This window comes from Herbaspirillum sp. LeCh32-8 (assembly GCF_017814915.1).
Classification (GTDB): Bacteria; Pseudomonadota; Gammaproteobacteria; order Burkholderiales; family Burkholderiaceae_D; genus Herbaspirillum.
The window spans coordinates 1-22,283 of record NZ_JAGIPZ010000001.1 but is presented as its reverse complement, the minus strand read 5'-3'; the positions used below and the strand labels follow the sequence as shown (position 1 = coordinate 22,283).

Below are 22,283 nucleotides of genomic sequence, written 5' to 3'. Positions count from 1 at the left end.
ATTGCCTCACCGCGACAATTGAAAAGAATGCCCCTGACGAGACGATCCGGCCCGCCGCATGGCATCTTGCAAATGGCTGACAGGCCATTACACTCGCAGGTTTGCAAACGGGAACGAAAGAAACCGCATGAAGCGTCTCGCCTCCATCGTCGCTGCAACCGCGCTGCTGCTGGCGCTGCAAGGCTGCGCCTGCGCCCCGGGCTTCGTCGGTTTTGACAGCCGGTGCGCCTTCACCAATGTTCCCAGCGGACAGCCCTGATCCGCAAACTGCGCCTGCCGGGCATCAAAATCCGCAATATTCAGGCTTTACACGCGTAATTTATTGTTAATTTTCGAACCTGCGTCCCCGGGTTCACTCCGCCATTGCGGCCGCGTCGCCGCTTCCTCCCTTACCCTTCCACGCCGTCAGCCGGCAATTGGGCCAGCCATTGGCGCAGGTCTTCCATCGCCTGCGCCCGCAGGACCGGCTCCTCGTTGAAGATCTCGTGATAGGCCGAGTCGTACCAATGCAAGGTCTTGCGCCCGGCCGGCAGCGCATCGAAGAAAGCCCGGCTGCCGCGCGGGGCGACAAAGGCATCGTCGCCGGCCACCTGCAGCAGCACCGGCCTGGTGAACTGGCCGGCGTCACGCGCGGCCTGGTGCATGGCATCGAGCATGAAATTGAGCATGCGCGGGGCGATCTTGCCGTGGTTGAGCGGATCGCGCCGATAGGCCTGCACCTGCTGCGCATCATGCGAGATGCGGCTGGCCGGCAAGGCAGTGGGCAGCGCCAGGCCCGGTGCGATCGCGCTGGACACCGCCAGCAGCAGCCGTTGCCACGCCGCCAGATCCAGCGCCAGCGCGGGTGACGACAGCGCCAGCGCGCGCACCGGGCTGTAGGCGCCGGTGGCGAAGCGCGCCGCCACCAAGCCGCCCATGCTGTGACCGAACAGGATGGGCGTGCATTGGGTGCGGCGGGTGAAGTCGTCGAAGGTCTGCTTCAGGTCCAGCAGCAAATCATCCGGCTGCACCAGGCTGCCCTGCCGCCCGCCGGAGTTGCCATGCCCGCGATGGTCGCAGATGCGCACCGACAAGCCGGCCTGATTGAATAGCTGCGCCAGCGCGACGTAACGCCCGCCATGCTCGCCCAACCCGTGCACCATCTGCACCGCGGCCGTGGCGCCCGGCAGCAACCAGTCGCGACAAAACAGGCGAGTACCGTCGGCGGCGTCGAACCAATGTTCCTGCATCACCGGCGCCTCTTGCGTGACCTGGGAATTGCTCATGCCGTCTCCGTTTCCGGCAGGCTTGCCTGCCTGTTTGCCTGCCTGATTGCCTGCGATTGGGGAATAAAGGAATTCAGGGTTCGTGATGCTCGGCGTAGCGCCGGCGCGCTCGCCAGACCTGCCTCAGCCGCCGGCTCTGACGCAGCGCCAGCTGCAGCGACGCGGCCCAGGACAAGGGACGCGGATGCACCACCGCGCGCAGCGCGCGCGAGTAGTCCAGCACCATGCCCGGCGTCCAGGCCATGGTCAGCGCGCGCTTGCGGATCTGGCTGGCGACCCAGATCTCGGGCGTGAACATCATGCGCACGGCGTTGGACCAGTGGCGGTCGCGCACCCCGATCACGCCTTCCAGCGCCGCCTCCAGCGCGTGGGCGACGGTGCTGGAGCAGTTGCGGTAGGTCAGGTTGTAGATCTCGGTCCGGCGGTAGTCGCCCCAGAAACGGTCGAGCCGCGCGCGGCTGTAGTCACGAAACACGATCTTCTCGGTCGATTCGCACCAGGAGGCCGCCTCGCTCGGGTAGTCGGGCAGATAGCGGCCCCTGACGTTGTTGTCGGCAGTGGCGCGCAGCAGCCGCGCGAACTGGTCGGGCGAGCGATCGATCTCCTCGGCCGGATAGAGGCTGATGTAGAGCTCGGGCAACACCTCCAGCGCGGCGTGGCCGGTGGAAATGACGCCGTTGGTGTCGACTGCGGCAATGTAGCGGTCGATCACCGGCTGGCGTCGCGCCGGCCCCTTGGCGCTGCCGGTCGGCGTCCAGACGTGCACGGTCAGCACCGGCGCGCCGTCGTTGTTCCCGGTGGATTGCGCCGCATCGCTCGGCTGCTGCGGCTCGCGCACCGCCTCGGCCGGCGCGGCGGCGGGTGATTTCCAGCCTTTGCCCGGCAGGCCTCCACCGGCCGCCAGCAGCGGCTTCATGGCCTCGTCGCCGCGGTACAGCCCGGCATCGAAGGGACGATCGTCACCGGCGTTGCGGCGCGCCAGCATGTCCACCGAGACCTGCTGCGGCAGCATGCGCGTGCGCAGCGCCAGCCAGATGATGTTCCAGCCGCCGAAGATCAGGCCCAGCGCCAGGCAGAACGGCACCGTGCCCTTGTAGTGGGTGGGATAGGGCTGGAAGAAGACGATCGCCAGCAGGATCTGCACGCCGCCGCCGGCCACCGCCATCTTCCAGCGCGGAAAGCGCACCACCAGCGCCGAGGTGATCTGCACCGCGCCGCCGATGGCGAAGGCGACGCCGAACAGCATGGCCAGCGCCATGTTGCTGGCCTGGTGCTGGGTGATGACGAGAATGGCGATCAGCAGGAACAGCGCGCCCTTGACGTAACGCAGCGTCTTCTGCGCGCCGATGCCGCTGTTGGCCACCCACAGGGTGACCAGGCTTTCAAGCAGCAACAGGTAACCGAACAGGGTCAGGGGGAAATTGAGCACGCCGTCCAGCGCGTCAATCATCAGCGACACGCCGATGGTTCCCCACAGCAAGCCGGCCACGGCCAGCACATGCCAATTGCGACGGATGAAATCAGCCCCCAAGAGCAACAAGACAAGACGTATCACGATGTTCCCCGGGCCTGCGGCCCTTCCCTTTTTCGATGTCGTGATTTTCCGGGTTTCCTTGCGGACAGGCAAATGCTTGTGCGCGGCGGAGCCAACGGTGGCCCAAAGCGCGGCAATCGCGGACAATGCGGCTTTGCCCGCCCGCCACCGTTCAACGATGAATGCTTCCGTCCTGCTGTCAGCCGTCGCCGGCGCCGTCTTGTTGCCGCCGCTTAACGCTATGTTGCTGTGCGCCGCCGGCTGCCTGCTGCGTCGGCGCTGGCGCCGGGCCGGCAATCTGCTGATCGTCCTCGGCGCGGGCTTGCTGCTGGTGTTGAGCACCCGCGCCGGGGCGCTGCTGCTGGTGCGCCCGCTGCAGGACCAGTACCCGGCGCTGGCCGATGTCGGCCGGATGCAGCCGCAGGCCCAGGCCATCGTCATCCTGGGCGAAGGCCGGCTGCCCAATGCCCCGGAATACGACCATGCCGACAGCCCCCGCCCGCTGGGCCTGAAACGGCTGGCCTACGGCGCCTGGCTGCACAAGCGCACCGGCCTTCCCATCCTGGTGACCGGCGGCGCCCCCGACGGCTCGCCGGAAAGCGAAGCCGCACTGATGGCGCGCGCGCTGCAGCAGCATTTCGAGGTGCGGGCGCGCTGGCTGGAAGGCCAGTCCGACAATACCCGGGAAAATGCCACGCTGAGCGCCGCCATACTCAAGCCCGCCGGTATCGAGCGCGTGCTGCTGGTCACCGACGCCATCCACATGCCGCGCGCGATGCAGGCCTTTTCCGCCGCCGGCCTGCAGCCGATTGCCGCACCCACGGTGTTCACCGGCGCCGAGCGCACCGTCGCCGGAAATTATTTCCCCCGGGCAGCCAATCTCCAGCTGGCCAGCTATGCCATGCACGAATGGATAGGCCAGCTGTGGTACCGGTTGCGCTACCACGGCGCCGGCTCGCGTATGGATTGAACGAAGAGCCCTGTCTTTACCCCGCTGTTTCCCTCGTTTGCCGCTTGCGCCCGCCAGTAAAGTGGAGGCAGCAGCACGCCGTTAATGGTGCTGCGGCATACCGCTACAACGCTGCTCGAACAAGTAAAGAGGGATAGTCCATATCCGGAATTTCCAGGGTGCAAAGACACCCAGACAGCTTCATTCAATTCTAGGGAGACTCCACAATGGGCCAGCTGTCATTCAGCAAGAAACTTTGGCTGCCACTCGTCTTAAGCCTCATCGCGCTGCTGGCGATCTCGATCTTCAGCGCCGTCATGGTCCGCAATATCCGGCTGGAGGAGCGCAAGGCCGACCTGACCAACATCGGCCAGACCGCCCTGTCGCTGGTCAAGAGCTATGGCGCGCTGGCCGACAGCGGCGCACTGTCGAAGGAAGACGCGCAAAAACGCGCCTTCGGCGCCATCAAGAGCCTGCGCTACGGCACTGACGGCTACTTCTCGATTTCCACCTCGCAGCAGATCATCGTGATGCACCCGATCAAGCCCGAGCTGGACGGCAAGGACCTGACCAACCTCAAAGACCCGGCCGGCAACCAGCTGTTTGTGGAAATCTCCAAGGCCGGCGCCAAACCCGAGGGCGGCTTCGTGAACTACCTGTGGCCCAAGGTCGGCGCCGCCGATCCGGTGCCCAAGACTTCCTTCGTGATCAACTACAAGCCCTGGGACTGGAACCTCACCACCGGCGCCTACATGGACGACATCAACGCCGCCTTCATGCGCACCCTGTGGCAGATGGTGATCCTGTTCGCGGTGGTGTCGGCGGCGCTGGTGGCGCTGGTGATCACCATCAACCGCGGCATCCTGCGCACCATCGGTGGCGATCCCGCGCGCGCGGCCGAGGTCGCCAACCGCATCGCCCAGGGCGACCTGACGCCGCAGATCGAAACCCGTCCCGGCGACACCAGCAGCCTGCTGTTCGCCGTGCGCAGCATGCGCGATTCACTGCTGTCGACCATCTCCAACATCAAGCTCTCGGCCGACACCATCGCCACCGCCTCCAGCGAAATCGCCAGCGGCAACCTCGACCTCTCGGGCCGCACCGAACAGCAGGCCGGCTCGCTGGAAGAAACCGCCTCGGCCATGGAAGAGCTCACCTCCACCGTCAAGCAGAACGCCGACAACGCGCGCCAGGCCAACCAGCTGGCCGAATCGGCTTCGGAAGTGGCGATCCAGGGCGGCAGCGTGGTGGGCCAGGTGGTGGAAACCATGCAAGGCATTACCGACAGCTCACGCAAGATCGCCGACATCATCGGCGTGATCGACGGCATCGCCTTCCAGACCAACATCCTGGCGCTGAACGCCGCGGTGGAAGCCGCGCGCGCCGGCGAGCAAGGCCGCGGCTTTGCGGTCGTGGCCTCGGAAGTGCGCTCGCTGGCGCAACGCTCGGCGTCCGCCGCCAAGGAGATCAAGACCCTGATCGACGACTCGGTGGCCAAGGTCGACACCGGCAGCAAGCTGGTGGAACAGGCCGGCGCGACCATGACAGAGGTGGTAGCCAGCGTCAAGCGCGTGACCGACATCGTCGGCGAGATCAGCTCGGCCAGCCAGGAGCAGAGTTCCGGCATCGCCGAAGTGGGCCGCGCCATCACGCAGATGGACGAAGGCACCCAGCAGAACGCGGCGCTGGTGGAACAGGCCGCCGCGGCAGCGCAGTCGCTGCAGGACCAGGCGGCCACGCTGGCCGGTCTGGTCAGCCGCTTCCAGGTCGATGCCAGCCAGGCGCAGGCGCCGGTGAGGACGCAACCGGCCCCGGCGGCGGCTGCAGTTCCGCGCGCGCCTGCAGCATCGGCCGCAAAGAAACCGGCCGTGAGCGCGACGCGTCAGTCAGCGGCGGCCGCCAAACCGGCAGCACCCAAGGCCGCAGCAGCGACGACGGCGGCCGAGCCCAAAGCGGCGAGCAAGGCGCCCTCGCGCCTGCCGGCCGGGGACAATGCCGACGACTGGGAAACCTTCTGAGCGCCGGTTCATTGGAGCGGAGAATCTCTTGATTACCCCGCCAATCCTCACCAGCCCGCCTCGCGCGGGCTTTTTTATGGGCGTTCAGGAAAGGGCTTTGGAATTATTTTTGAGACTATTCCCATATAAATACGAGGCTCCGATCGGGAGAATAACTACATCGCGCATCACATTGCGCCCCACGACAAGCGAGCCGAAAATGAAACGCCTCCTGCACATGCTGATCCTGGTTGCCGCTGCAAGCGCCGCAGCCGCATCGCATGCGGCGCCGTCGGTGGAGCTGAAGGTAACCGGCGTGATCCGCCCGGCCGCCTGCACCCCGACGCTGGCCGGCGACGGCGTGGTCGATTACGGCAACATCTCGTCCGCCACGCTGCGCCAGGGCCAGACTACCGCCCTGCCGGCTCGCCAGGTGGTGCTGACAGTGAGCTGCAATGCCGCCGCCAAGATTGCGCTGGCGGTGGTGGACAATCGCTCCAGCACGCGCCTGGCCGGCATCACCGACGGCATCAAGGCCGGCGCCGACTACAACTTCGGCCTGGGCATGGTGGCCGGCAAGAAGGTGGGCGGCTACGTGCTGTCCTTCGAAAGCGGCGCCACCGCCGACGGCCGCGGTGTGTCCGGCCTGGTCTCCAGCGATCTGGGCAATAGCTGGAACGGCGGCAACAGCTTCATTCAGCATGAAGGCAACTACTACACCTTCAGCGACAACGGCACGCAGCCCTCGGTGCAAAAGGTGCTGTCGGCCCAGATCAAGGTGCAACCGGTGCTGAACAAGGCCGAGGAACTGCCGCTGACCCAGGACGTGGCCCTGGACGGCTCGGCCACCATCGAAGTGAAATACTTGTAATCCTTCACGCGCTCTCCCTCCTGGCCTGCGCATCTCCCGCGCCGCGCCTGATTCCCGCAGGGCAATCAAACGCCGCTCATCGTTGCAACAACGTCAATGCATCTGCATTCTTCTTACATTTTTTTCGCGCACTTTCGATACACCCGGCAGTCACAGGGATATTCGGCATAGAATAGTCAGGAAATGTGCGACGTAATCGGTTTGTACGTTCCAGACTGAATCGATGGTGAACCAAGCCGCGGCAGGCTGGTGCAACGAACTCTGAAAGGAAGCGGACATGGCGCAGCCCAAAAACATATCGGCCCTGATGTGCGAACTCAGCGTAGCGCTGGCGGAGCTGTCTGAGAAGATGAGCAATCTTTCCGTCACGCTGGAAAACCATTATCTCGATTCCGACGCACCCGAACCGAGCGCCATGCTGGAAGCCGCGCGCGAGACCATCGAGAAGGCCCGCAGCAACTGAAGCCGAACCGAGGCCGGTCGTCCGGCCCGCCTTCCCGGCTGCGGCGTTACCCGCACCGCCTCCTCTCATCCGCTCCCTCCGTTTATCCCTGTCATCCCGGTTATATAGTCCCGTCAGCTACCCTTCGCATCCATCCAGAAATCCGCCCCCAGCGCCGCCAGCCGGCGCGTGATGAATTCCGCCACCACCTGCACCCGCACCAAGTCGCGCGCATCGGCATGCGTGAGCAGCCAGTAGGAACGCGTCAGCCGGATCTCGAGCGGCAGGAGCCGCACCAGCCCCGGTTCGCGCCGCGCAAGAAAACAGGGCAGCACGCCCAGGCCGACTCCGGCGGCCACCGCTTGCACCTGGCTGATCACGTTGGAGATGCGGATATGCGGACGCAGCGCCGGTGAAATCTCCGCCAGATAATCCAGCTCGGAGGACCACATCAGATCCTCGATATAACCGACCCAGCGATGCCGCTCCAGATCGCGGCGGCCGGCGATGGCGCCCAGTGCACGATGCTCCTCAAGATAGGACGGCGCGGCATAGACGCCCAGTTCATAGTCGTTGAGGCGACGCGCGACCAGCCGCCCCTGCTCGGGACGCGTCATGCTGACGGCCAGGTCGGCCTCCCGCTTGGACAAGCTGAACATGCGCGGATTGGCCACCAGTTCCACCTCCAGCTCCGGATGCAGGCGCGAGAGCGCCTTGAGTTCGCGCGCGAGGAAGTAGGTACCCCAGGCCTCCGGCGTGCCGATGCGCACCGATCCGGCCAAGCCTTGCGCGGCGTCATCTTGGCGCGAGCGGATGCGGATGGCGAGGTTTTCCATGGCCTCGGCGTCCGGTACCAGTCGCTCGCCCTCGGCGGTCAGCACGTAACCCGCCGAGCGGCGATCAAACAGCGTGGCGCCGATCGCCTGCTCCAGCCCGGCGATGCGCCGGCTCAGCGTCGAGTGATCCACCCCCAGCTTGCGTGCCCCCACCGTCAGGCGGCCGGCGCGCACCACTGCCAGGAAAGCTTGCAGGTCGTCCCAGTCGAATTTCCTCATCGTCGTGTCCTGGTGTGATATGCGATTTTTCACACGGATCATGTGCAAATTTCGACATTTACGCGGAAAAATCCCAATGCTACTCTTTTTTTGCACACAGGCTTCCTGCCCCGGCAGGCAGGCCTGAACGATCTGCGGTTCAAACAAAAGGAGACGACATGGCAACGATGTTCAACCAACTGAGGGCGCTGGCCGAGCAAGGCAAACCGGTGCGGGTGGGCCTGATCGGGGCCGGCAAGTTCGGCTCGATGTTCCTGTCGCAGGTGCCGCGCACGCCCGGCGTACACCTGCTGGGCATCGCCGACCTGTCGCCGCAGCGGGCGCAACAGTCGCTGGCGCGGGTGGGCTGGAAGCCCGAGCAATACGGCGCGACCTCGTGGGCCGAGGCGCTGCGCCATGGCAGCACCTATGTGCAGGACGACGCCGAGGCCCTGATCTCGCAGCCGCAGTTGGACATCATCATCGACGCCACCGGCAGTCCCGCCGCCGGCATCCGCCACACGCTGCTGTGCTGCGAACACAAGAAGCACATCATCATGGTCAACGTCGAGGCCGACGCCCTGGCCGGGCCGCTGCTGGCGCGTCGCGCCGCCGAGGCCGGCATCATTTACTCGATGGCCTACGGCGACCAGCCGGCGCTGATCGCCGAGATGGTGGACTGGGCCCGCACCTCCGGCTTCGAAGTGGTGTGCGCTGGCAAGGGCACCAAGTACCTCCCCGTCTACCACCAGTCCACGCCGGACACGGTCTGGGGCCATTACGGCTTCTCCGAAGAACAGGTGGCCGGCGGCGACTTCAACCCGCAGATGTTCAACTCCTTCCTCGACGGCACCAAGTCGGCGCTGGAGATGGCCGCCGTCGCCAACGCCTGCGGCCTGCGCCCGGCCGAAACCGGACTGGCCTTCCCGCCCTGCGGCGTGGATGACCTGCCCACCATCCTGCGTCCGCAATCAGCCGGCGGCATCCTGCCGCATGCCGGCACGGTGGAGGTGGTGTCCTCGCTGGAGCGCGACGGCCGCCCGGTATTTCGCGATCTGCGCTGGGGCGTCTACGTCACCTTCGAGGCGCCCACCGATTACGTGCGCGACTGCTTCGCCCAGTACGGCCTGAAGACCGACGCCAGCGGCCGCTATGCATCGATGTACAAACCCTATCACCTAATCGGCCTGGAGCTGGGCTACTCAGTGGCCAACATTGCCGTGCGCTGCCAGCCGACCGGCAACACGCTGGGCTTTGCCGGAGACACCGTGGCAGTGGCCAAGCGCGATCTGAAGCCGGGAGAAAAACTGGATGGCGAAGGCGGCTACATGGTCTACGGGAAGCTGATGCCGGCCGCCGCCTCGCTTGATCACGAGGCGCTGCCGATCGGACTGGCACATGGCATCGTGCTGCAGCGGCCGGTGGCGGCGGGGCAGACGGTGAGCTGGGCCGACGTCGCCGTCGACGCCTCGCGCGAAGCGATCCGCGTGCGACGCGAGATGGAAGCGCTGTTCCGCGCGGAAATGGGCCTGGCAGCACCGCGCCGCGACATCGCCGCCTGAGGCGCAGGCGATCCCCGGCCTTTCCCTCATCTCGCCAATAAAAAAAGGGCTGCGATATGCATCGCAGCCCTTTAACAAATACAACAGAGAGGAGAGAAGATTTAAAACCAAATCAGCGGCCGCGCCTTTGATCCGGCGCAAGGCAGATGCATCAGGCCAGCATGTCGGCAATCCACAGCAAGGCCAGCACCGGCGCCGCATACATCATCCAGCGCGACCATACCGGCACGCGCGCCGGCACATAAGTCAGCGACAGCACCTGCAGCACGCCCGCCATGGTGAGAAAACCCAGGCAACCGACCGGGCCGATGGTCCAACCCTGCATCTTTACCGCCACCGCAAAGGTCAGCACGATGCCCAGCGTGCCCAGCCGGCGCATGCGACGACGCAGCGCCTCGGGCGGCTCAGCGCCGCGACCGTGGATATCGGCGTAGTGGCGATCCATGCCGAGGGCCAGCGCGCTCCATGCGCAATAGGCCAGCACCATGGCCAACGCGAAACCGAAGGGATTCATCAAGCAGCCTCCTTGAGCTTGCCGGTCTCGCGCTTGACCGCCGGGACGGCGTTGGCGAGCTTTTTCTCACGCTTGTTGAGCACGCGCACCACCAGCGCCAGCGCCACGCCCAGCAGCAGCACGGTGATATCGAAGCCGGCGACCGACCACGGGCCGTGCGCCATGAACAGCGTCACGCCCAGGTGCGAATGGGTGGTGAAGACATTGAGGATGGGGATGCCGATGAACATGGCCGCGCCCACCGACAGCTGGAAGCGCCACATGCCCATGCTCGGGCGAATCTGCGCCAGCACGGCGGCGACCGCCCAGGCAGCGAAGAAGCAGTTGATCTCCATCTGCGGACGCTGCGGCAGGCCGACCGGCAACAGGCGATTGGCCCAGAAGTAGGCGGCGAAAGCGATCGGCAGGCCGGCGATGGCGCCGATGTTCAAGGCGTCCACCAGCCGCAGGCCGAAGCTGCGACGCGCGCCGGCGGCCAATGCCTTGGCCTGCTTCTGGCGCGTCTTGACGGCCCACAGCAAGGCGCCGCTGGCGACCATGATGCAGCCCGACAAACCGCACAGGAAGAACAGCGCGCGCAGCCACGGATCGGCGAAGTGGCCCATGTGCAGGCCGTACAGCGCGCCGCGCGTGACCGCCGCGCCGCTGGGGTCGTCGCCCACGGCCGAGCTCTGCTGGCCGGTGACGCCATTGAACATCATGCCCGGCTGCAGGTAGGACAGCGTGCGGGTGCGCTGGCGCGTCACCACCACGGTGGCGTTGGCGTCGCCCGGATTGTTGACCACGATGGTGGCCAGCCCGGCGCCGTTCCAGTGCTGCTGCGCCTGTTCGACGATGGGGCCGAGCGGCGTCAGCGGCGCGGCCACGCCGGCCGGCTTGACGCGTCCCGCGCCGACCGGGAACACCTCTTCGAAGAAGGCGCTCTCGCCGCCCTTCTCCTGGTAAGCGGTCTGCACGCCCCACGGCATGATCATGAACATCAGCGTGATCAGACCGGTGTAGGTGATCATCAGATGGTAGGGCAAGGCCAGCACGGCGGCGGCATTGTGCGCGTCCAGCCACGAACGCTGGCCCTTGCCGGGGCGGAAGGTGAAGAAGTCCTTGAAGATGCGCTTGTGCGTAATCACGCCGCTGACGATGGCCACCAGCATGAACATGGCGCAGATGCTGACGATCCAGCGCGCCCAGAGCACCGGGATGTAATGCAGGTCGAAGTGCAGGCGGTAGAGGAACTCGCCGCCGCGGGTCTCGCGCACGGCCGCCATCTTCTCGCCGGTGGCGGGATCGATGGATTCGCTCTTGAAGCGTCCGCGCGCATTGCCCACGGGACCATCCTTGGGCGGCGGGCTCACCCAGCCCACGCGCATGGCGCTGCCGCGCTCGCCGGGCATGCTGATGAACCAGCGCTCCGCTTGCGGCGCCTGCTTTTCCAGATGCGTCACCGCGCGCGCAATGGCAACGGCCGGCGCCACCTCGGCGCGCGCCGTGGCATGCAGCTCGGGCGACATCCAGAAGGTGATCTCTTCCTTGAAATAGCTTGCGGTGCCGGCCGAGAACACCAGCAGCAGCACCCAGCACACCAGGAGGCCGCTCCAGGTGTGCAACCACGCCATCGACTGGCGAAAACCTTCCCTCATGCCGCGCTCCTGCCGAACCAGACCACCAGCGCCAGCAGCAGCGTGGGCGCGCCCAGGCCGATCCAGGCGCGCCAGGCGTTGCGCGCGGCGAACACCCAGATCACCGCGCAGGTGTAGATGGCGAAGGACAGCATGGTGGCCGTCATCACCGCGTCGGCCCGCCCCATGGGCAGCCATTTCGCCAGCAGCGCGGTGCACAGCGCCGCCAGCGCGTAGCCGCCGGCGATGGCGGCCACGGTCCGTGAGAGCACGGCCAGGCGATACATTGCCGTCGGGCCGGATTGCGTCGTCGATTTCATGGTCAGGGTGCTGCCTTGCTCAATTACTTGTTGGGCTTGGCGGCCGGACCGGCAGGCACCGCCTTGATGCCCTTGGCCTGCACCAGCGACAGCGTGGTCACGAAGCTGGCGGTGTCGAAGGGCTTGCCGTCGCGCTCGCCGGCGGTCTTGTCGGTGTGGTGGACCTCAGCCACATAGGTGCCTTGCCACGGCATCGAGAAATGCACCAGGCCCTGCTCGTCGGAATAGGCTTCCTTGACCCAGCCCGATTGCACCACCAGGCCAACCTTGGCCTTGGCCAGCGGCTGGTTCTTGTAGGTCACCTTGAACTCGCCCGGCTTGCCGGTGGGCAGCAGGTCCAGCGTCAGGCGCGGCTCTTGCGCGGCGTCCGAGGTCACCAGGCGCGCGGCCGGGGTCCAGGCGGTTTTGGTCGGAGTGCCGCCGCCGTGCTTGTTTTCGAACACCGGGTAATGCGCTTCCTCGGCCACGATGGACTCACCCTTGCCGGCCTTGGCCGACAGGTTGAAGGCGTTGGACTTCTTGGACAGGTCCAGGGTGCGGTCGCCATTGGGGCTGATCAGCACGGCGCTGGGCGAGACAAACTTGTCCAGCAGGCCGGGGGAGGCTTCACGCAGGTTGTCGCCGAATTCGCCGAAGTACAGCTGGGCGCCCTTGGCGTCCTGCTGCAGCCAGATCTGGTGGGCCGAAGCCGGCGCAGCCAGCACGAGGGAGGTGAGCAGACCCGATACGATCGCCAAACGCTTCATGAACTTATTCCTTTCGATGTTTGTTTTCTGATGACACTCTGGATGACATTGAGCTGGACAAACGGCACGCTGCATAGACTGCGCATGCCGTTTCGTTTGGCGCGAACGGGTTGCCGGGGAATCGCTGGCAAATACGTGGAAGCTGCCTGGAAGGTGCTGCGCTGCGCGACGAATGGCAGGCCGTTGGCGGCATGCGCCGCCCCGCATCGCGGCTGCACTGGTGCACGCTGCCGCATCGCCCTCGCCTGACCGCACTGCGCTTGTTCATATTGCTGGCGGATTCCCTATGGCCGGCATCCCTGCCGCCGTGACGCCGGCGGGATGCTCTGCTTTGTTCTCTATCTTGAGAATGATTATCAATTATATTGCCTGCGCACATTTCGGACAAGCCGGGACGCCGCCGTCCGTTCCCGGAGCGCGAACCCTGCCGTTGCGGCACGGGGGGACTTGACAGTGCCGGTATGATCTTTAGCCGCTTGCCCCCACTGCGCCGAACACGAGTACGCGTCGCAGTGGAACCGGCTGCCGCCCCATCCCTGATCTGGAGAGTCCCCATGCTTCGCCGCAACCCATCCGGCCACCGGCCGCAAGTCCACGAATCCGCCTACGTCGACCACACCGCCATCCTGTGCGGCAAGGTCATCGTCCATGAGAACGTCTTCATCGGCCCCTATGCCGTCATCCGCGCCGACGAAGTCGACGAGCACGGCGAGATGGAGCCCATCGTCATCGGCGCCCATTCCAACATCCAGGACGGCGTGGTGATCCACTCCAAGTCCGGCGCCGCCGTCACCATCGGCGAACGCACCTCGATCGCCCACCGCGCCATCGTGCACGGCCCCTGCACCGTCGGCGACGGCGCCTTCATCGGCTTCAACAGCGTGCTGTTCAACTGCAGCATCGGCGCCGGCTGCGTGGTGCGCCACAACGCCGTAGTCGACGGCTGCGACCTGCCGCCCGGTTTCTACGTGCCCTCCACCGAACGCATCGGCCCCAAGACCGACCTCTCCACCATTGCCCGCGTCTCGGTGGCGGCGTCGGAATTCTCGGAAGACGTGGCGCGCACCAACAACGAGCTGGTGCTGGGCTACAAGAAGTTGCAAAACGAGTTCTGATCCGCCCAACACCGATGGCAAAAAGCAAAACGGCCGCTCCCGGTATCGGAAGCGGCCGTTTTCATCTACGGCTGAAACACTATCAGGTATGACTCAAGTCCTCTTCATGCATCATGTCATGGAGGGAATCAACTACCGCGATACGTCGAATAAGCCCAGGGAGACACTACCAGCGGCACATGGTAGTGCTGCGATGGATCGGAGATGCCGAAGGCGATCGGTACCTCGTCAAGGAAACCGGGATCGGATGTCTCCATACCCTGGCTCCTGAAATAGTCGCCGACCGAAAAGACCAGTTCATATCTGCCGGCATGGAACGCTTGCCCGGCCAACATCGGTCCGTCGGTACGGCCGTCACGGTTGGTGACCGCGGTCTTGAGCAGGCGCTTTTGACCGCCTTCGATGACATAGAGTGCCACCTTCACGCCGCCCCCCGGCTTGCCCTTGGTCAAATCCAATACATGTGTGGTCAGCCCGCCTGCGCCTGTCTGTGCAACGGCTGATTGTGTCAGCCCGGCCAACGCCATAGTGAAAACAAACGCCAAGAATATTGCAAAAGATCTCATGCGGCTTTCCTGTCAACGAAAATGGAAACGGTGCGCAAGTCGGGCCTTGCGTGGCCAGACAATACCTTTCTTTTCCCTCGCCAAGAATCGTATCTCATCGAAACGGCAGCAGACTCTTAAAGTCCATGATGATCTGCCTCCCAAATGGAACACGGCCGCTTGGCTATCCCCTGCGGCCGTGACTCAACCAAGCCCTGGTGTGCTCAGCTGCCGCGATAGGTCGAGTAAGCCCAGGGCGACACCACCAGCGGCACGTGGTAATTCTGCGTCGGGTCGGCGATGCCGAAGGCGATCACCACCTCATCGACGAAACGCGGCTCGGGCAGCGCCACACCCTGCGCGGCGAAATAATCGCCGGCGCCGAACACCAGCTCGTACTTGCCGGCGCGCACCTCGTCGCCGGCCAGCAGCGGTTCGTCGCAGCGACCATCGCTGTTGGTGACGGCGTTCTTCAGCAACTTCTTCTGGCCGTTCTCAACGGCGTACAGCGCCAGGCTGACGCCGACGCCGGGCTTGCCTTTGGTGATGTCCAGTACGTGGGTGCTCAATTTGCCCATGGTGATTCCTTTCCCTTGTTCGTTCGCCGGGCGGCGCTTGCTGGTTCGGTGTGCGAGGTGGTTGGCGTGCTCCAATGCCGACGCCAGATGATATACCGCAGCCTCCAAGTCCATATACGAGCCACCTTATACCAGCCATCCATTCCACGGACATAATGCCTTACCGCGTCCTGCGCCGAACCGGTGCAGCCGGATGCAAGCACAACACCAAGACGAAGACGAGGCTGGAGACATGAAAGACCCCCACTATCCCCGCGACCTGCTCGGTTACGGCCGCCACGCGCCGCATGCGCGCTGGCCCGGCAACGCACGCATCGCCGTGCAGTTCGTGCTGAACTATGAAGAAGGCGCGGAGAATTGCGTGCTGGACGGCGACGCCGGCTCCGAGACCTTCCTCTCCGAAATCATCGGCGCGCAAAGCTTCGCCGCGCGCCACATGAGCATGGAATCGATCTACGAATACGGCTCGCGCGCCGGCCTGTGGCGCCTGCTGCGCCTGTTCGAGGAGCGCCGCCTGCCGCTGACCGTCTTCGGCGTGGCGCGCGCCCTGCAGCGCAACCGCGAAGCCACCTCCGCCTTTATCGAGCTGGGCCACGAGATCGCCTGCCACGGCCTGCGCTGGATCAGCTACCAGAACACCGACGAAGCCACCGAGCGCCGCCACCTGGCCGAGGCGGTGCAGATCTTCCGCGAGCTGACCGGCGCGCCGCCGCGCGGCTGGTACACCGGCCGCGACTCGCCCAATACGCGCCGGCTGGTGGCCGAGCATGGCGGCTTCACCTACGACGCCGACAGCTACGCCGACGACCTGCCCTACTGGGAAGAGGTCAGGCTGGGCGACGGCGCCATCACGCCGCAGCTGATCGTGCCCTACACGCTGGACACCAACGACATGCGCTTCGCCGCGCCGCAGGGCTTCAACTCAGGCACCCAGTTCTTCGACTACCTGAAGGACGCCTTCGACATGCTCTACGCCGAAGGCGACCCCAACGGCCTGGACCGCCCCAAGATGCTCTCGGTCGGCCTGCACTGCCGGCTGGTCGGCCGCCCGGCGCGCGCCGCCGCGCTGGCGCGCTTCCTTGATTACGTGGCCGGCCACGACAAGGTCTGGGTCACGCGCCGCATCGACATCGCCGAACACTGGCGCAAGCTTCATCCGTACACGCCGTCCACATCGTCAGCCTCCAACCGAAGCTGACGGCAATGCAGTAACGCCGGCCCCACCTCCCGCCGGTTTTTCAACGCATCCCGTACGTCCGCCGGCCACTTCTCGTTGAACGAATGACACGGCCGGTGGGGATGCGTACGCCCGAAATTCAGCATCACGCCCCCCCGCCGCGTTAACCCGCGCGACGGTGTGGACAAGCTGCGCCCCAATTTTCGCAATACCGCCGTGGCGGCACCACGGAACCGCGCATACAAAAAATCAAGCGCGATCATCCCAACTATGGAGGAGACACCATGCAACATCCATCCCTGCGCATCCAGGGCGCCATCGCCGCCAGCCTGCTGGCCGCCTCCGGCGCCGCGGCCGCCGCCGACTGGGCCGACAATTCCATCGGCTACCGCTACGGCACCCGCTTCGCCGAACCCTACAACACGCAGGACATCAGCAAGAACATCATCAACTTCACCCACAGCAGCGGCTACAAGTACGGCACCAACTTCCTCAACGTCGACCTGCTGATGTCCGACAGCAAGGACGACAACGCGCAAGAGGCCTACATCACTTACCGCCACACGCTGGACATCGGCAAGATCGCAGGCAAGGATCTCTCCTTCGGCCCCGCGCGCGGCGTCGGCTTCACGCTGGGCTTCGACTGGAACACCAAGAACGACAACAGCTACGCCTCCAAGAAGCGCATGTGGGTGGTCGGCCCGACCCTGATGATGGATGTGCCGGGCTTCCTCAACATCAGCCTGTTGGCGCTGTTCGAAAGCAACCAGCCCAAGGGCGTGACCAGCCGCTACAGCTACGACACCCACCCGATGCTGAACCTGGCCTGGGGCATTCCCATCGGCAGCTCCGGCTTTGCCTTCGAGGGCTACCTGAACTACATCGCCGCCAAGGGCAAGAACGAGTTCGGCGGCGCCACCGGCCCCGAGCTGAACTTCGACGGCCAGGTCATGTACGACATCGGCAACACCATGGGCATGGGCAAGAACACGCTGCGCCTGGGCCTGGAGTACCAATACTGGCGCAACAAGTTCGGCAACCCCAGCAACGTGCCGGGCTCGCTGGCCAAGACGCCGATGGTGCGCCTGGAATATCACTTCTGAGCGGCATGAGTCTCGGGCCGGCCTGCAATGGCGTGGGCCGGGACAAGCCGGCGGACTATCGCGTAAGCTGCGGTGTCCGCCGTCTTTTTTCTTCTGCAAACGACTTTCCATGAGCCGCCAGCCTATCCAAGCCAGCCCCGACATCAGCCCGGACGAATGGCAGGTCCGCCGCGACCTCGCCGCCTGCTACCGCCTGTGCGCCATGCAAGGCTGGGACGACCTGGTCTACACCCACATCTCGGCGACCGTACCCGGCGCGCCCGGGCAGTTCCTGATCAACGAATTCGGCCTCGCCTTCGACGAGATCACCGCCTCCAGCCTGGTGAAGATTTCGCTGGACGGCGAGGTAGTCGACGGCAGCGACCGCCGCGTCAACGCCGGCGGCTTCGCCATCCACGCCGCGGTGCACGCGGCGCGGCCCGACGCGCATTGCGTGCTGCACCTGCATAACGAGAACGCCATCGCGGTCGGTATCCAGCCGCAAGGGCTGTTGCCGCTGTCGCAGCACGCGCTGCGCTTTTTCGAGCTGATCGGCTATCACGACTACGAAGGCCTGGCGCTGACGCCGGCCGAGCAGACCCGCCTGGTGCGCGCACTGGGCGACTTTCCCGCGCTGCTGCTGCGCAATCACGGCAGCCTGGTCTGCGCACGCACCGTGGCTGAGGCCTATGTGCTGCTCGACACACTGGACAAGGCCTGCGCCATCCAGCTCAAGGCTCTGGCCGGCACGCCCTACCCGCATCAGCCGCCGGCTCCGGTGTGCCGCAAGACGCGCGACCAGCTGCTCGGCGACGGCAGCCCCGAAGGCGCGCTCGAATGGCCGGCCCTGCTGCGCCGGCTGGAGCGCCTGCACGGCGCCGGCTACCGGGACTGACCCACCGACACTCACCCACCTCACATGGAGAAGCCCATGCCCACATTCAACATCCAACTCTTCGAAGGCCGCAGCCTGGAACAAAAGCGCGAGCTGGTGAAAGCCATCACCGAAGTCACCTGCAAGACCCTGGCGTGTGCGCCGGAGTCGGTGGATATCGTGATCCAGGAGGTGAAGAAGGAAAATTGGGCGACTGGGGGGAAGCTCTGGTCGGACTGAAGCACCTCACATGAACCGGCACTGAAAGCAGTGCATCGGCCCGGTGTTGCCGTTCAGTAAGGCGCTGAACGGCATTTTTCTTTATGCGTCATCGGTTTGCGGTACGGGAAGCATCCCGCTACCGCAAACGCCAGCCTCTCCAGCTGACCGTATTGCCCGGCGCCCCGCCCTCAATGCGACCTGTTTTTTGGGTGCGCCAGCGGCGTGCCACATCGGCAAATCGCGGCATCCGATACAAATTGCAACATTTCCGCAACATTTCCATTACACGCAATGGCGGGCTGTATTACGGACTGAGTCCTTTACTGGCAAGGGATTGCGCTGCATCGGGAGAGACACGGCCATGACAGGGCGAAATTATTTATTAGTAATAGGAATCACTTTCATTAACTCATCCTTATAATTGTAAAGATCCTTTGACAAGCTCGGATCACACGAGCGTCCTAGATCAAGAACAAACATAAAACGCCAGCCATTTCAGCATCCGGTTCCACATCAGTCTCACTGATGCGTTCTGTCGCCTGTCCATAGCCAGCCTTCCCCCAAACCGTTCTGTCAGGCTAGCTATGTCCTATATCAAAAGTCGCAAGCACGCGCAGCCGCGCGTGCCCTCGAAGTTGTCCGCCGCCGTCGCCGGCGCCCTGCTGCTGCCGGCCATCGGCGCGCATGCCCAGCAGGCGCAAAGCCAGTTGCCGGGCGTGGAAGTCACCGCCACCCAGGAGTCGCCGTACAAGGCCGACAAGGCTTCTTCCGCCAAATACACCCAGCCGCTGGTCGACACCCCGCAGACGCTGCAGGTGATCAGGAAGCAACTGATCGACCAGCAAGGCGCCACCACCCTGACCGAGGCGCTGCGCAACAGCCCCGGCGTGGGCACCTTCTATCTCGGTGAGAACGGTTCGACCAACACCGGCGACGCGATCTACATGCGCGGCTTCGACGCCTCCGGCGCCATCTTCGTGGACAGCGTGCGCGACCTCGGCTCGGTCACACGCGACATGTTCAACATCCAGCAGGTCGAAGTGCTCAAGGGCCCGGCCGGTACCGACAACGGCCGCGGTTCGCCCACCGGCTCCATCAACCTGGTGACCAAGCAGGCCGAACTCACCGACGCCTTCAACGCCAGCGCCATGTACGGCGGCTGGGGCCAGAAGCGCGCCACCGCCGATTGGAACAAGGTAATCAACGCCGACAGCGGCACCGCACTGCGCTTGAACCTGATGAAGCAGGACAGCGGCGTGCCTGGCCGCCACGAGGTCAACAACGACCACAGCGGCGTCGCCGCTGCATTGGCCACTGGCCTGGGCACCCGCACCCGCTTCTTCCTCGACTACCTGCACATGGAGCAGAACGACGTGCCCGACGGCGGCGTGCCGACCATCGGACTGCCCGGCTACAAGAGCCCGCAAACGGCAACCATCCTGCCGCGCGCCTACGTCACCAGCGCTCCGCGCGTAAGTTCGTCGAATTTCTACGGTCTGGCCAGCGACTACAATGACGTCAACACCGACCGCATCACCCTGCGCGTCGAGCACGACATCTCGCCTGACCTGAAGATCCAGAACACCACCCGCTACGGCAAGACGCACCAGAACTACCTGCTGACCTCCTTCATGGGCAGCGCCGCCAACTTGGTGACGCCGTCCCCCACCGACCTGTCGACCTGGACCCTCGCCCGCTCCAACCCGACGATCAAGGACCAGACCAACACCATCCTGACCAACCAGACCTACATCACGGCCAACCTCGATACCGGCGGCCTGAAACACACCCTGATGGGAGGCGTGGAATTCACGCAGGAGAAGCAGGACACCAACGGCTACGACACTGCGGGCACACTGCCGGCCGCCAATCTGTATAACCCGAATCCCAATGCCGGTCGCGGCAGCTGGACGATGACGCCCAGCCCGGGCCTGAACACCTCCGGCGAAACCAAGACTGCGTCTGCCTATTTGTTCGACACGCTCAAGTTCAATGAACGCTGGTCGGTCAACGGCGGCGTGCGCGTCGACCATTACGATACCGACGTGGCCAACGGCTACCGATGCGTCGCTCCAGGCGGCCGCGGCACAGTCTGCCCGACCGGCATTGCCACCGGCACCCTGTTCCGCCAGAGCTTCAGCACCAGCGGCAACCTGTTCAACTGGAAGCTGGCCGGCATCTACAAGCCGACCGACTACAGCAGCGTTTATGCCTTGTACGCGACTTCGCAGCAGCCGCCGGGCGGCAACAGCTTCTCGCTCAACGCCACCGCCAGCAGCGGCGACAATGCGAACTTCGCGCCGCAAAAGACCAAGACCGCCGAGATCGGCACCAAGTGGGACCTGCTCAATAAGAAGCTGGCCGTCACCGCTGCGGTGTACCGCACCGAAGTGTTCAACGAGGTGGAACAGGATGCGACTTCAGGCCTGTACTTCCAGACCGGCAAGAAGTCGGTTCAGGGCATCGAGCTGGGTGTCACCGGTGAAGTGAGCGCCAACCTCTCGTTGACCGCCGGCTATTCCTACATGAAGACTAAGGTCGACAGCGGCAAGGTGGTCACCGCCAACGGTGAAAACAACTTGGCCTATACGCCCAAGCAATCATTCACCTCGTGGGCGACCTACAAGCTGCCCAAGGGCTTCACCATCGGCGGCGGCGGGCGCTATGTCAGCTCGCTGCTGCGCGGCAGTGACGACGTGCTCAGCGGCACACCGCAATACGCCGACTCTTACTGGGTGTTCGACGGCATGGCCGGCTACGTAGTCAACAAGAACCTGGATCTGCAGTTGAATCTGTACAATATTTTCAACAAGGATTACGTGGCAGCCATCAACAAGAGCGGCTATCGCTATACTCCAGGCACGCCGCGCACTGTGACGCTGACCGCCAACATCAAGTTCTGATGCGCGCGGTTTGATCTGCCTCAGACCGCATGCCGCCGGCTTTGCATAAAGTGGGCGCGTCGGTCTCGTAGCAGAGGGCGTCCGGTTCAGATACCGGCCCGATGGCCCCTCCCGCGTGGAGGGGCATTTTCATTGGAAAGTGGAGAACTCCATCATGATGCTGCACATCCCCGAAGTCCTCAGCGCCGAGCAGGTGCGCCACATCCGCACCGAACTCGATCGCGCCGACTGGGTCGACGGCCGCGCCACCGTGGGCGATCAGGGCGCCCGCGTCAAGCGCAACCGGCAGTTGCCCGAGCATTCGCCGCTGGGCCTGCAGTTGGGCGAGATCATCCTCGATGCGCTGAAGAAGAATCCGCTGTTCTTCGCCGCCGCCCTGCCCAAGAAAACTATGCCGCCGCTGTTCAACAGCTATGAGGGCGGCGAGCATTACGGCCTGCACGTGGACGGCTCGGTGCGTAACCTGCCCAATGCGGCGGGCAGCATCCGCACCGACGTCTCGACCACCCTGTTCCTGTCCGACCCGGAGGAATACGAGGGCGGCGAGCTGGTGGTGGTCGACACCTACGGCACGCACGAGGTCAAGCTGCCGGCCGGCGACCTGATCCTCTATCCCTCCACCAGCCTGCACCGCGTCGAGCCGGTCACGCGCGGCGCGCGCGTGTGCTCCTTCTTCTGGAGCCAAAGCATGATCCGCGACGACTGGAAGCGCAGCATGCTGTTCGAGCTGGACCAGAACATTTCCGGCCTGCGCGCCAAGATCGGCGACACCGAAGAGGTGCTTGGGCTGACCGGGCATTATCACAACCTGTTGCGGCAGTGGGCTGAGGTCTGAGCGCCAGCCTGCGCAAGCGGCAATGAAAAAGCCCGGCATATGCCGGGCTTTTTTACGTGCATCGATGCATGACGAAAGACGCTGGGCCCCTGCTTGCGCAGG

Annotated in this window: 22 protein-coding genes; 13 read left to right on the top strand and 9 right to left on the bottom strand. The window is 64.7% G+C overall.

Going from position 1 to position 22,283, the window contains the following annotated elements; translation table 11 throughout:
• Positions 1-127: 127 nt before the first annotated feature.
• A complete protein-coding gene (locus tag J8I26_RS22760; protein ID WP_269087222.1) occupies positions 128-259 on the top strand; it encodes a hypothetical protein in 132 nt (43 codons plus the stop codon).
• Positions 260-389: 130 nt separating this feature from the next.
• Here J8I26_RS22760 and J8I26_RS00105 read toward each other — a convergent pair whose 3' ends face one another.
• Complete coding sequence (locus J8I26_RS00105; protein WP_209602919.1) at positions 390-1,265, bottom strand: alpha/beta hydrolase; 876 nt, start codon at positions 1,263-1,265, stop codon at positions 390-392.
• A 73-nt stretch (positions 1,266-1,338) separates the two neighbouring features.
• Positions 1,339-2,820: a DUF308 domain-containing protein gene (locus J8I26_RS00100; protein ID WP_209602918.1), complete on the bottom strand. Its 1,482-nt coding sequence runs from the start codon at positions 2,818-2,820 to the stop codon at positions 1,339-1,341.
• A gap of 157 nt (positions 2,821-2,977) precedes the next feature.
• On the opposite strand from J8I26_RS00100, the gene J8I26_RS00095 reads away from it, so the two are divergent.
• The 4 genes from J8I26_RS00095 to J8I26_RS00080 all read left to right on the top strand — a co-directional run bounded on the left by J8I26_RS00095 (position 2,978) and on the right by J8I26_RS00080 (position 7,079).
• Positions 2,978-3,769, top strand: a complete 792-nt coding sequence (locus tag J8I26_RS00095) for a YdcF family protein (protein ID WP_209602917.1) — start codon at positions 2,978-2,980, stop codon at positions 3,767-3,769.
• 206 nt (positions 3,770-3,975) lie between these two features.
• A complete protein-coding gene (locus J8I26_RS00090; protein ID WP_209602916.1) occupies positions 3,976-5,766 on the top strand; it encodes a methyl-accepting chemotaxis protein in 1,791 nt (596 codons plus the stop codon).
• A gap of 199 nt (positions 5,767-5,965) precedes the next feature.
• A complete protein-coding gene (locus tag J8I26_RS00085) occupies positions 5,966-6,616 on the top strand; it encodes a DUF1120 domain-containing protein (protein WP_209602915.1) in 651 nt (216 codons plus the stop codon).
• Positions 6,617-6,893: 277 nt separating this feature from the next.
• Positions 6,894-7,079 (top strand): hypothetical protein, encoded by a 186-nt coding sequence (locus tag J8I26_RS00080; RefSeq protein WP_209602913.1) that lies wholly within the window; start codon positions 6,894-6,896, stop codon positions 7,077-7,079.
• Between the two features lie 113 nt (positions 7,080-7,192).
• On the opposite strand, the gene J8I26_RS00075 is transcribed toward J8I26_RS00080, so the two are convergent.
• Entirely contained in the window at positions 7,193-8,113 is a 921-nt protein-coding gene (locus J8I26_RS00075; protein WP_209602912.1) for a LysR family transcriptional regulator, read from the bottom strand.
• 167 nt (positions 8,114-8,280) lie between these two features.
• Here J8I26_RS00075 and J8I26_RS00070 point away from each other — a divergent pair, with 167 nt between their 5' ends.
• A complete protein-coding gene (locus J8I26_RS00070) occupies positions 8,281-9,654 on the top strand; it encodes an SAF domain-containing protein (protein WP_209604683.1) in 1,374 nt (457 codons plus the stop codon).
• A gap of 151 nt (positions 9,655-9,805) precedes the next feature.
• Here J8I26_RS00070 and J8I26_RS00065 read toward each other — a convergent pair whose 3' ends face one another.
• Genes J8I26_RS00065 through J8I26_RS00050 form a run of 4 tightly spaced genes read right to left on the bottom strand, consistent with a single transcriptional unit; the run spans position 9,806 to position 12,850 of the window.
• Entirely contained in the window at positions 9,806-10,168 is a 363-nt protein-coding gene (locus tag J8I26_RS00065; protein WP_209604680.1) for a DUF3325 domain-containing protein, read from the bottom strand.
• Complete coding sequence (locus J8I26_RS00060) at positions 10,168-11,805, bottom strand: PepSY-associated TM helix domain-containing protein (protein ID WP_209602911.1); 1,638 nt, start codon at positions 11,803-11,805, stop codon at positions 10,168-10,170. The genes J8I26_RS00065 and J8I26_RS00060 overlap by 1 nt, the downstream gene beginning before the upstream one ends.
• A complete protein-coding gene (locus J8I26_RS00055; protein ID WP_209602910.1) occupies positions 11,802-12,104 on the bottom strand; it encodes a DUF3649 domain-containing protein in 303 nt (100 codons plus the stop codon). The genes J8I26_RS00060 and J8I26_RS00055 overlap by 4 nt, the downstream gene beginning before the upstream one ends.
• A gap of 23 nt (positions 12,105-12,127) precedes the next feature.
• Entirely contained in the window at positions 12,128-12,850 is a 723-nt protein-coding gene (locus tag J8I26_RS00050; RefSeq protein WP_209602909.1) for a cobalt ABC transporter substrate-binding protein, read from the bottom strand.
• Between the two features lie 554 nt (positions 12,851-13,404).
• Between J8I26_RS00050 and J8I26_RS00045 the strand changes: the two genes are divergently transcribed.
• Positions 13,405-13,965 carry a carbonate dehydratase gene (locus tag J8I26_RS00045; RefSeq protein ID WP_209602906.1) on the top strand — a complete coding sequence of 187 codons (561 nt, stop codon included), beginning with the start codon at positions 13,405-13,407 and terminating at the stop codon, positions 13,963-13,965.
• A gap of 128 nt (positions 13,966-14,093) precedes the next feature.
• Here J8I26_RS00045 and uraH (J8I26_RS00040) read toward each other — a convergent pair whose 3' ends face one another.
• Together uraH (J8I26_RS00040) and uraH (J8I26_RS00035) are read right to left on the bottom strand one after the other, a co-directional pair.
• Entirely contained in the window at positions 14,094-14,492 is a 399-nt protein-coding gene (gene uraH, locus J8I26_RS00040; protein ID WP_209604676.1) for a hydroxyisourate hydrolase, read from the bottom strand.
• Between the two features lie 242 nt (positions 14,493-14,734).
• The gene (gene uraH, locus J8I26_RS00035; RefSeq protein ID WP_209602904.1) at positions 14,735-15,088 is read right to left on the bottom strand and encodes a hydroxyisourate hydrolase; all 354 of its coding nucleotides are present in this window, start codon (positions 15,086-15,088) and stop codon (positions 14,735-14,737) included.
• Positions 15,089-15,320: 232 nt separating this feature from the next.
• On the opposite strand from uraH (J8I26_RS00035), the gene puuE reads away from it, so the two are divergent.
• From puuE to J8I26_RS00005, 6 genes are all read left to right on the top strand, one after another.
• Positions 15,321-16,286, top strand: coding sequence for an allantoinase PuuE (gene puuE, locus J8I26_RS00030; RefSeq protein ID WP_209602902.1), 966 nt, complete (start codon positions 15,321-15,323; stop codon positions 16,284-16,286).
• Positions 16,287-16,549: 263 nt separating this feature from the next.
• Positions 16,550-17,368: an outer envelope protein gene (locus J8I26_RS00025; RefSeq protein WP_209602899.1), complete on the top strand. Its 819-nt coding sequence runs from the start codon at positions 16,550-16,552 to the stop codon at positions 17,366-17,368.
• Positions 17,369-17,477: 109 nt separating this feature from the next.
• On the top strand, positions 17,478-18,242 hold the full coding sequence (locus J8I26_RS00020) for a class II aldolase/adducin family protein (RefSeq protein ID WP_209602897.1): 765 nt from the start codon (positions 17,478-17,480) through the stop codon (positions 18,240-18,242).
• A gap of 36 nt (positions 18,243-18,278) precedes the next feature.
• Entirely contained in the window at positions 18,279-18,461 is a 183-nt protein-coding gene (locus tag J8I26_RS00015) for a 4-oxalocrotonate tautomerase (RefSeq protein WP_209602895.1), read from the top strand.
• A 566-nt stretch (positions 18,462-19,027) separates the two neighbouring features.
• Positions 19,028-21,346: a catecholate siderophore receptor Fiu gene (locus J8I26_RS00010; protein ID WP_209602892.1), complete on the top strand. Its 2,319-nt coding sequence runs from the start codon at positions 19,028-19,030 to the stop codon at positions 21,344-21,346.
• A 154-nt stretch (positions 21,347-21,500) separates the two neighbouring features.
• Entirely contained in the window at positions 21,501-22,181 is a 681-nt protein-coding gene (locus J8I26_RS00005) for a Fe2+-dependent dioxygenase (RefSeq protein ID WP_209602890.1), read from the top strand.
• The last annotated feature ends 102 nt before the right edge of the window (positions 22,182-22,283 follow it).

Bases quoted from the DNA above. Each gene is read 5' to 3' on its own strand.
- J8I26_RS22760 (WP_269087222.1), top strand. From the start codon at position 128: ATGAAGCGTCTCGCCTCCATCGTCGCTGCAACCGCGCTGCTGCTGGCG.
- J8I26_RS00105 (WP_209602919.1), bottom strand. From the start codon at position 1,265: ATGAGCAATTCCCAGGTCACGCAAGAGGCGCCGGTGATGCAGGAACAT.
- J8I26_RS00095 (WP_209602917.1), top strand. From the start codon at position 2,978: ATGAATGCTTCCGTCCTGCTGTCAGCCGTCGCCGGCGCCGTCTTGTTG.
- J8I26_RS00090 (WP_209602916.1), top strand. From the start codon at position 3,976: ATGGGCCAGCTGTCATTCAGCAAGAAACTTTGGCTGCCACTCGTCTTA.
- J8I26_RS00085 (WP_209602915.1), top strand. From the start codon at position 5,966: ATGAAACGCCTCCTGCACATGCTGATCCTGGTTGCCGCTGCAAGCGCC.
- J8I26_RS00080 (WP_209602913.1), top strand. From the start codon at position 6,894: ATGGCGCAGCCCAAAAACATATCGGCCCTGATGTGCGAACTCAGCGTA.
- J8I26_RS00075 (WP_209602912.1), bottom strand. From the start codon at position 8,113: ATGAGGAAATTCGACTGGGACGACCTGCAAGCTTTCCTGGCAGTGGTG.
- J8I26_RS00070 (WP_209604683.1), top strand. From the start codon at position 8,281: ATGTTCAACCAACTGAGGGCGCTGGCCGAGCAAGGCAAACCGGTGCGG.
- J8I26_RS00065 (WP_209604680.1), bottom strand. From the start codon at position 10,168: ATGAATCCCTTCGGTTTCGCGTTGGCCATGGTGCTGGCCTATTGCGCA.
- J8I26_RS00060 (WP_209602911.1), bottom strand. From the start codon at position 11,805: ATGAGGGAAGGTTTTCGCCAGTCGATGGCGTGGTTGCACACCTGGAGC.
- J8I26_RS00055 (WP_209602910.1), bottom strand. From the start codon at position 12,104: ATGAAATCGACGACGCAATCCGGCCCGACGGCAATGTATCGCCTGGCC.
- J8I26_RS00050 (WP_209602909.1), bottom strand. From the start codon at position 12,850: ATGAAGCGTTTGGCGATCGTATCGGGTCTGCTCACCTCCCTCGTGCTG.
- J8I26_RS00045 (WP_209602906.1), top strand. From the start codon at position 13,405: ATGCTTCGCCGCAACCCATCCGGCCACCGGCCGCAAGTCCACGAATCC.
- uraH (WP_209604676.1), bottom strand. From the start codon at position 14,492: ATGGCGTTGGCCGGGCTGACACAATCAGCCGTTGCACAGACAGGCGCA.
- uraH (WP_209602904.1), bottom strand. From the start codon at position 15,088: ATGGGCAAATTGAGCACCCACGTACTGGACATCACCAAAGGCAAGCCC.
- puuE (WP_209602902.1), top strand. From the start codon at position 15,321: ATGAAAGACCCCCACTATCCCCGCGACCTGCTCGGTTACGGCCGCCAC.
- J8I26_RS00025 (WP_209602899.1), top strand. From the start codon at position 16,550: ATGCAACATCCATCCCTGCGCATCCAGGGCGCCATCGCCGCCAGCCTG.
- J8I26_RS00020 (WP_209602897.1), top strand. From the start codon at position 17,478: ATGAGCCGCCAGCCTATCCAAGCCAGCCCCGACATCAGCCCGGACGAA.
- J8I26_RS00015 (WP_209602895.1), top strand. From the start codon at position 18,279: ATGCCCACATTCAACATCCAACTCTTCGAAGGCCGCAGCCTGGAACAA.
- J8I26_RS00010 (WP_209602892.1), top strand. From the start codon at position 19,028: ATGTCCTATATCAAAAGTCGCAAGCACGCGCAGCCGCGCGTGCCCTCG.
- J8I26_RS00005 (WP_209602890.1), top strand. From the start codon at position 21,501: ATGATGCTGCACATCCCCGAAGTCCTCAGCGCCGAGCAGGTGCGCCAC.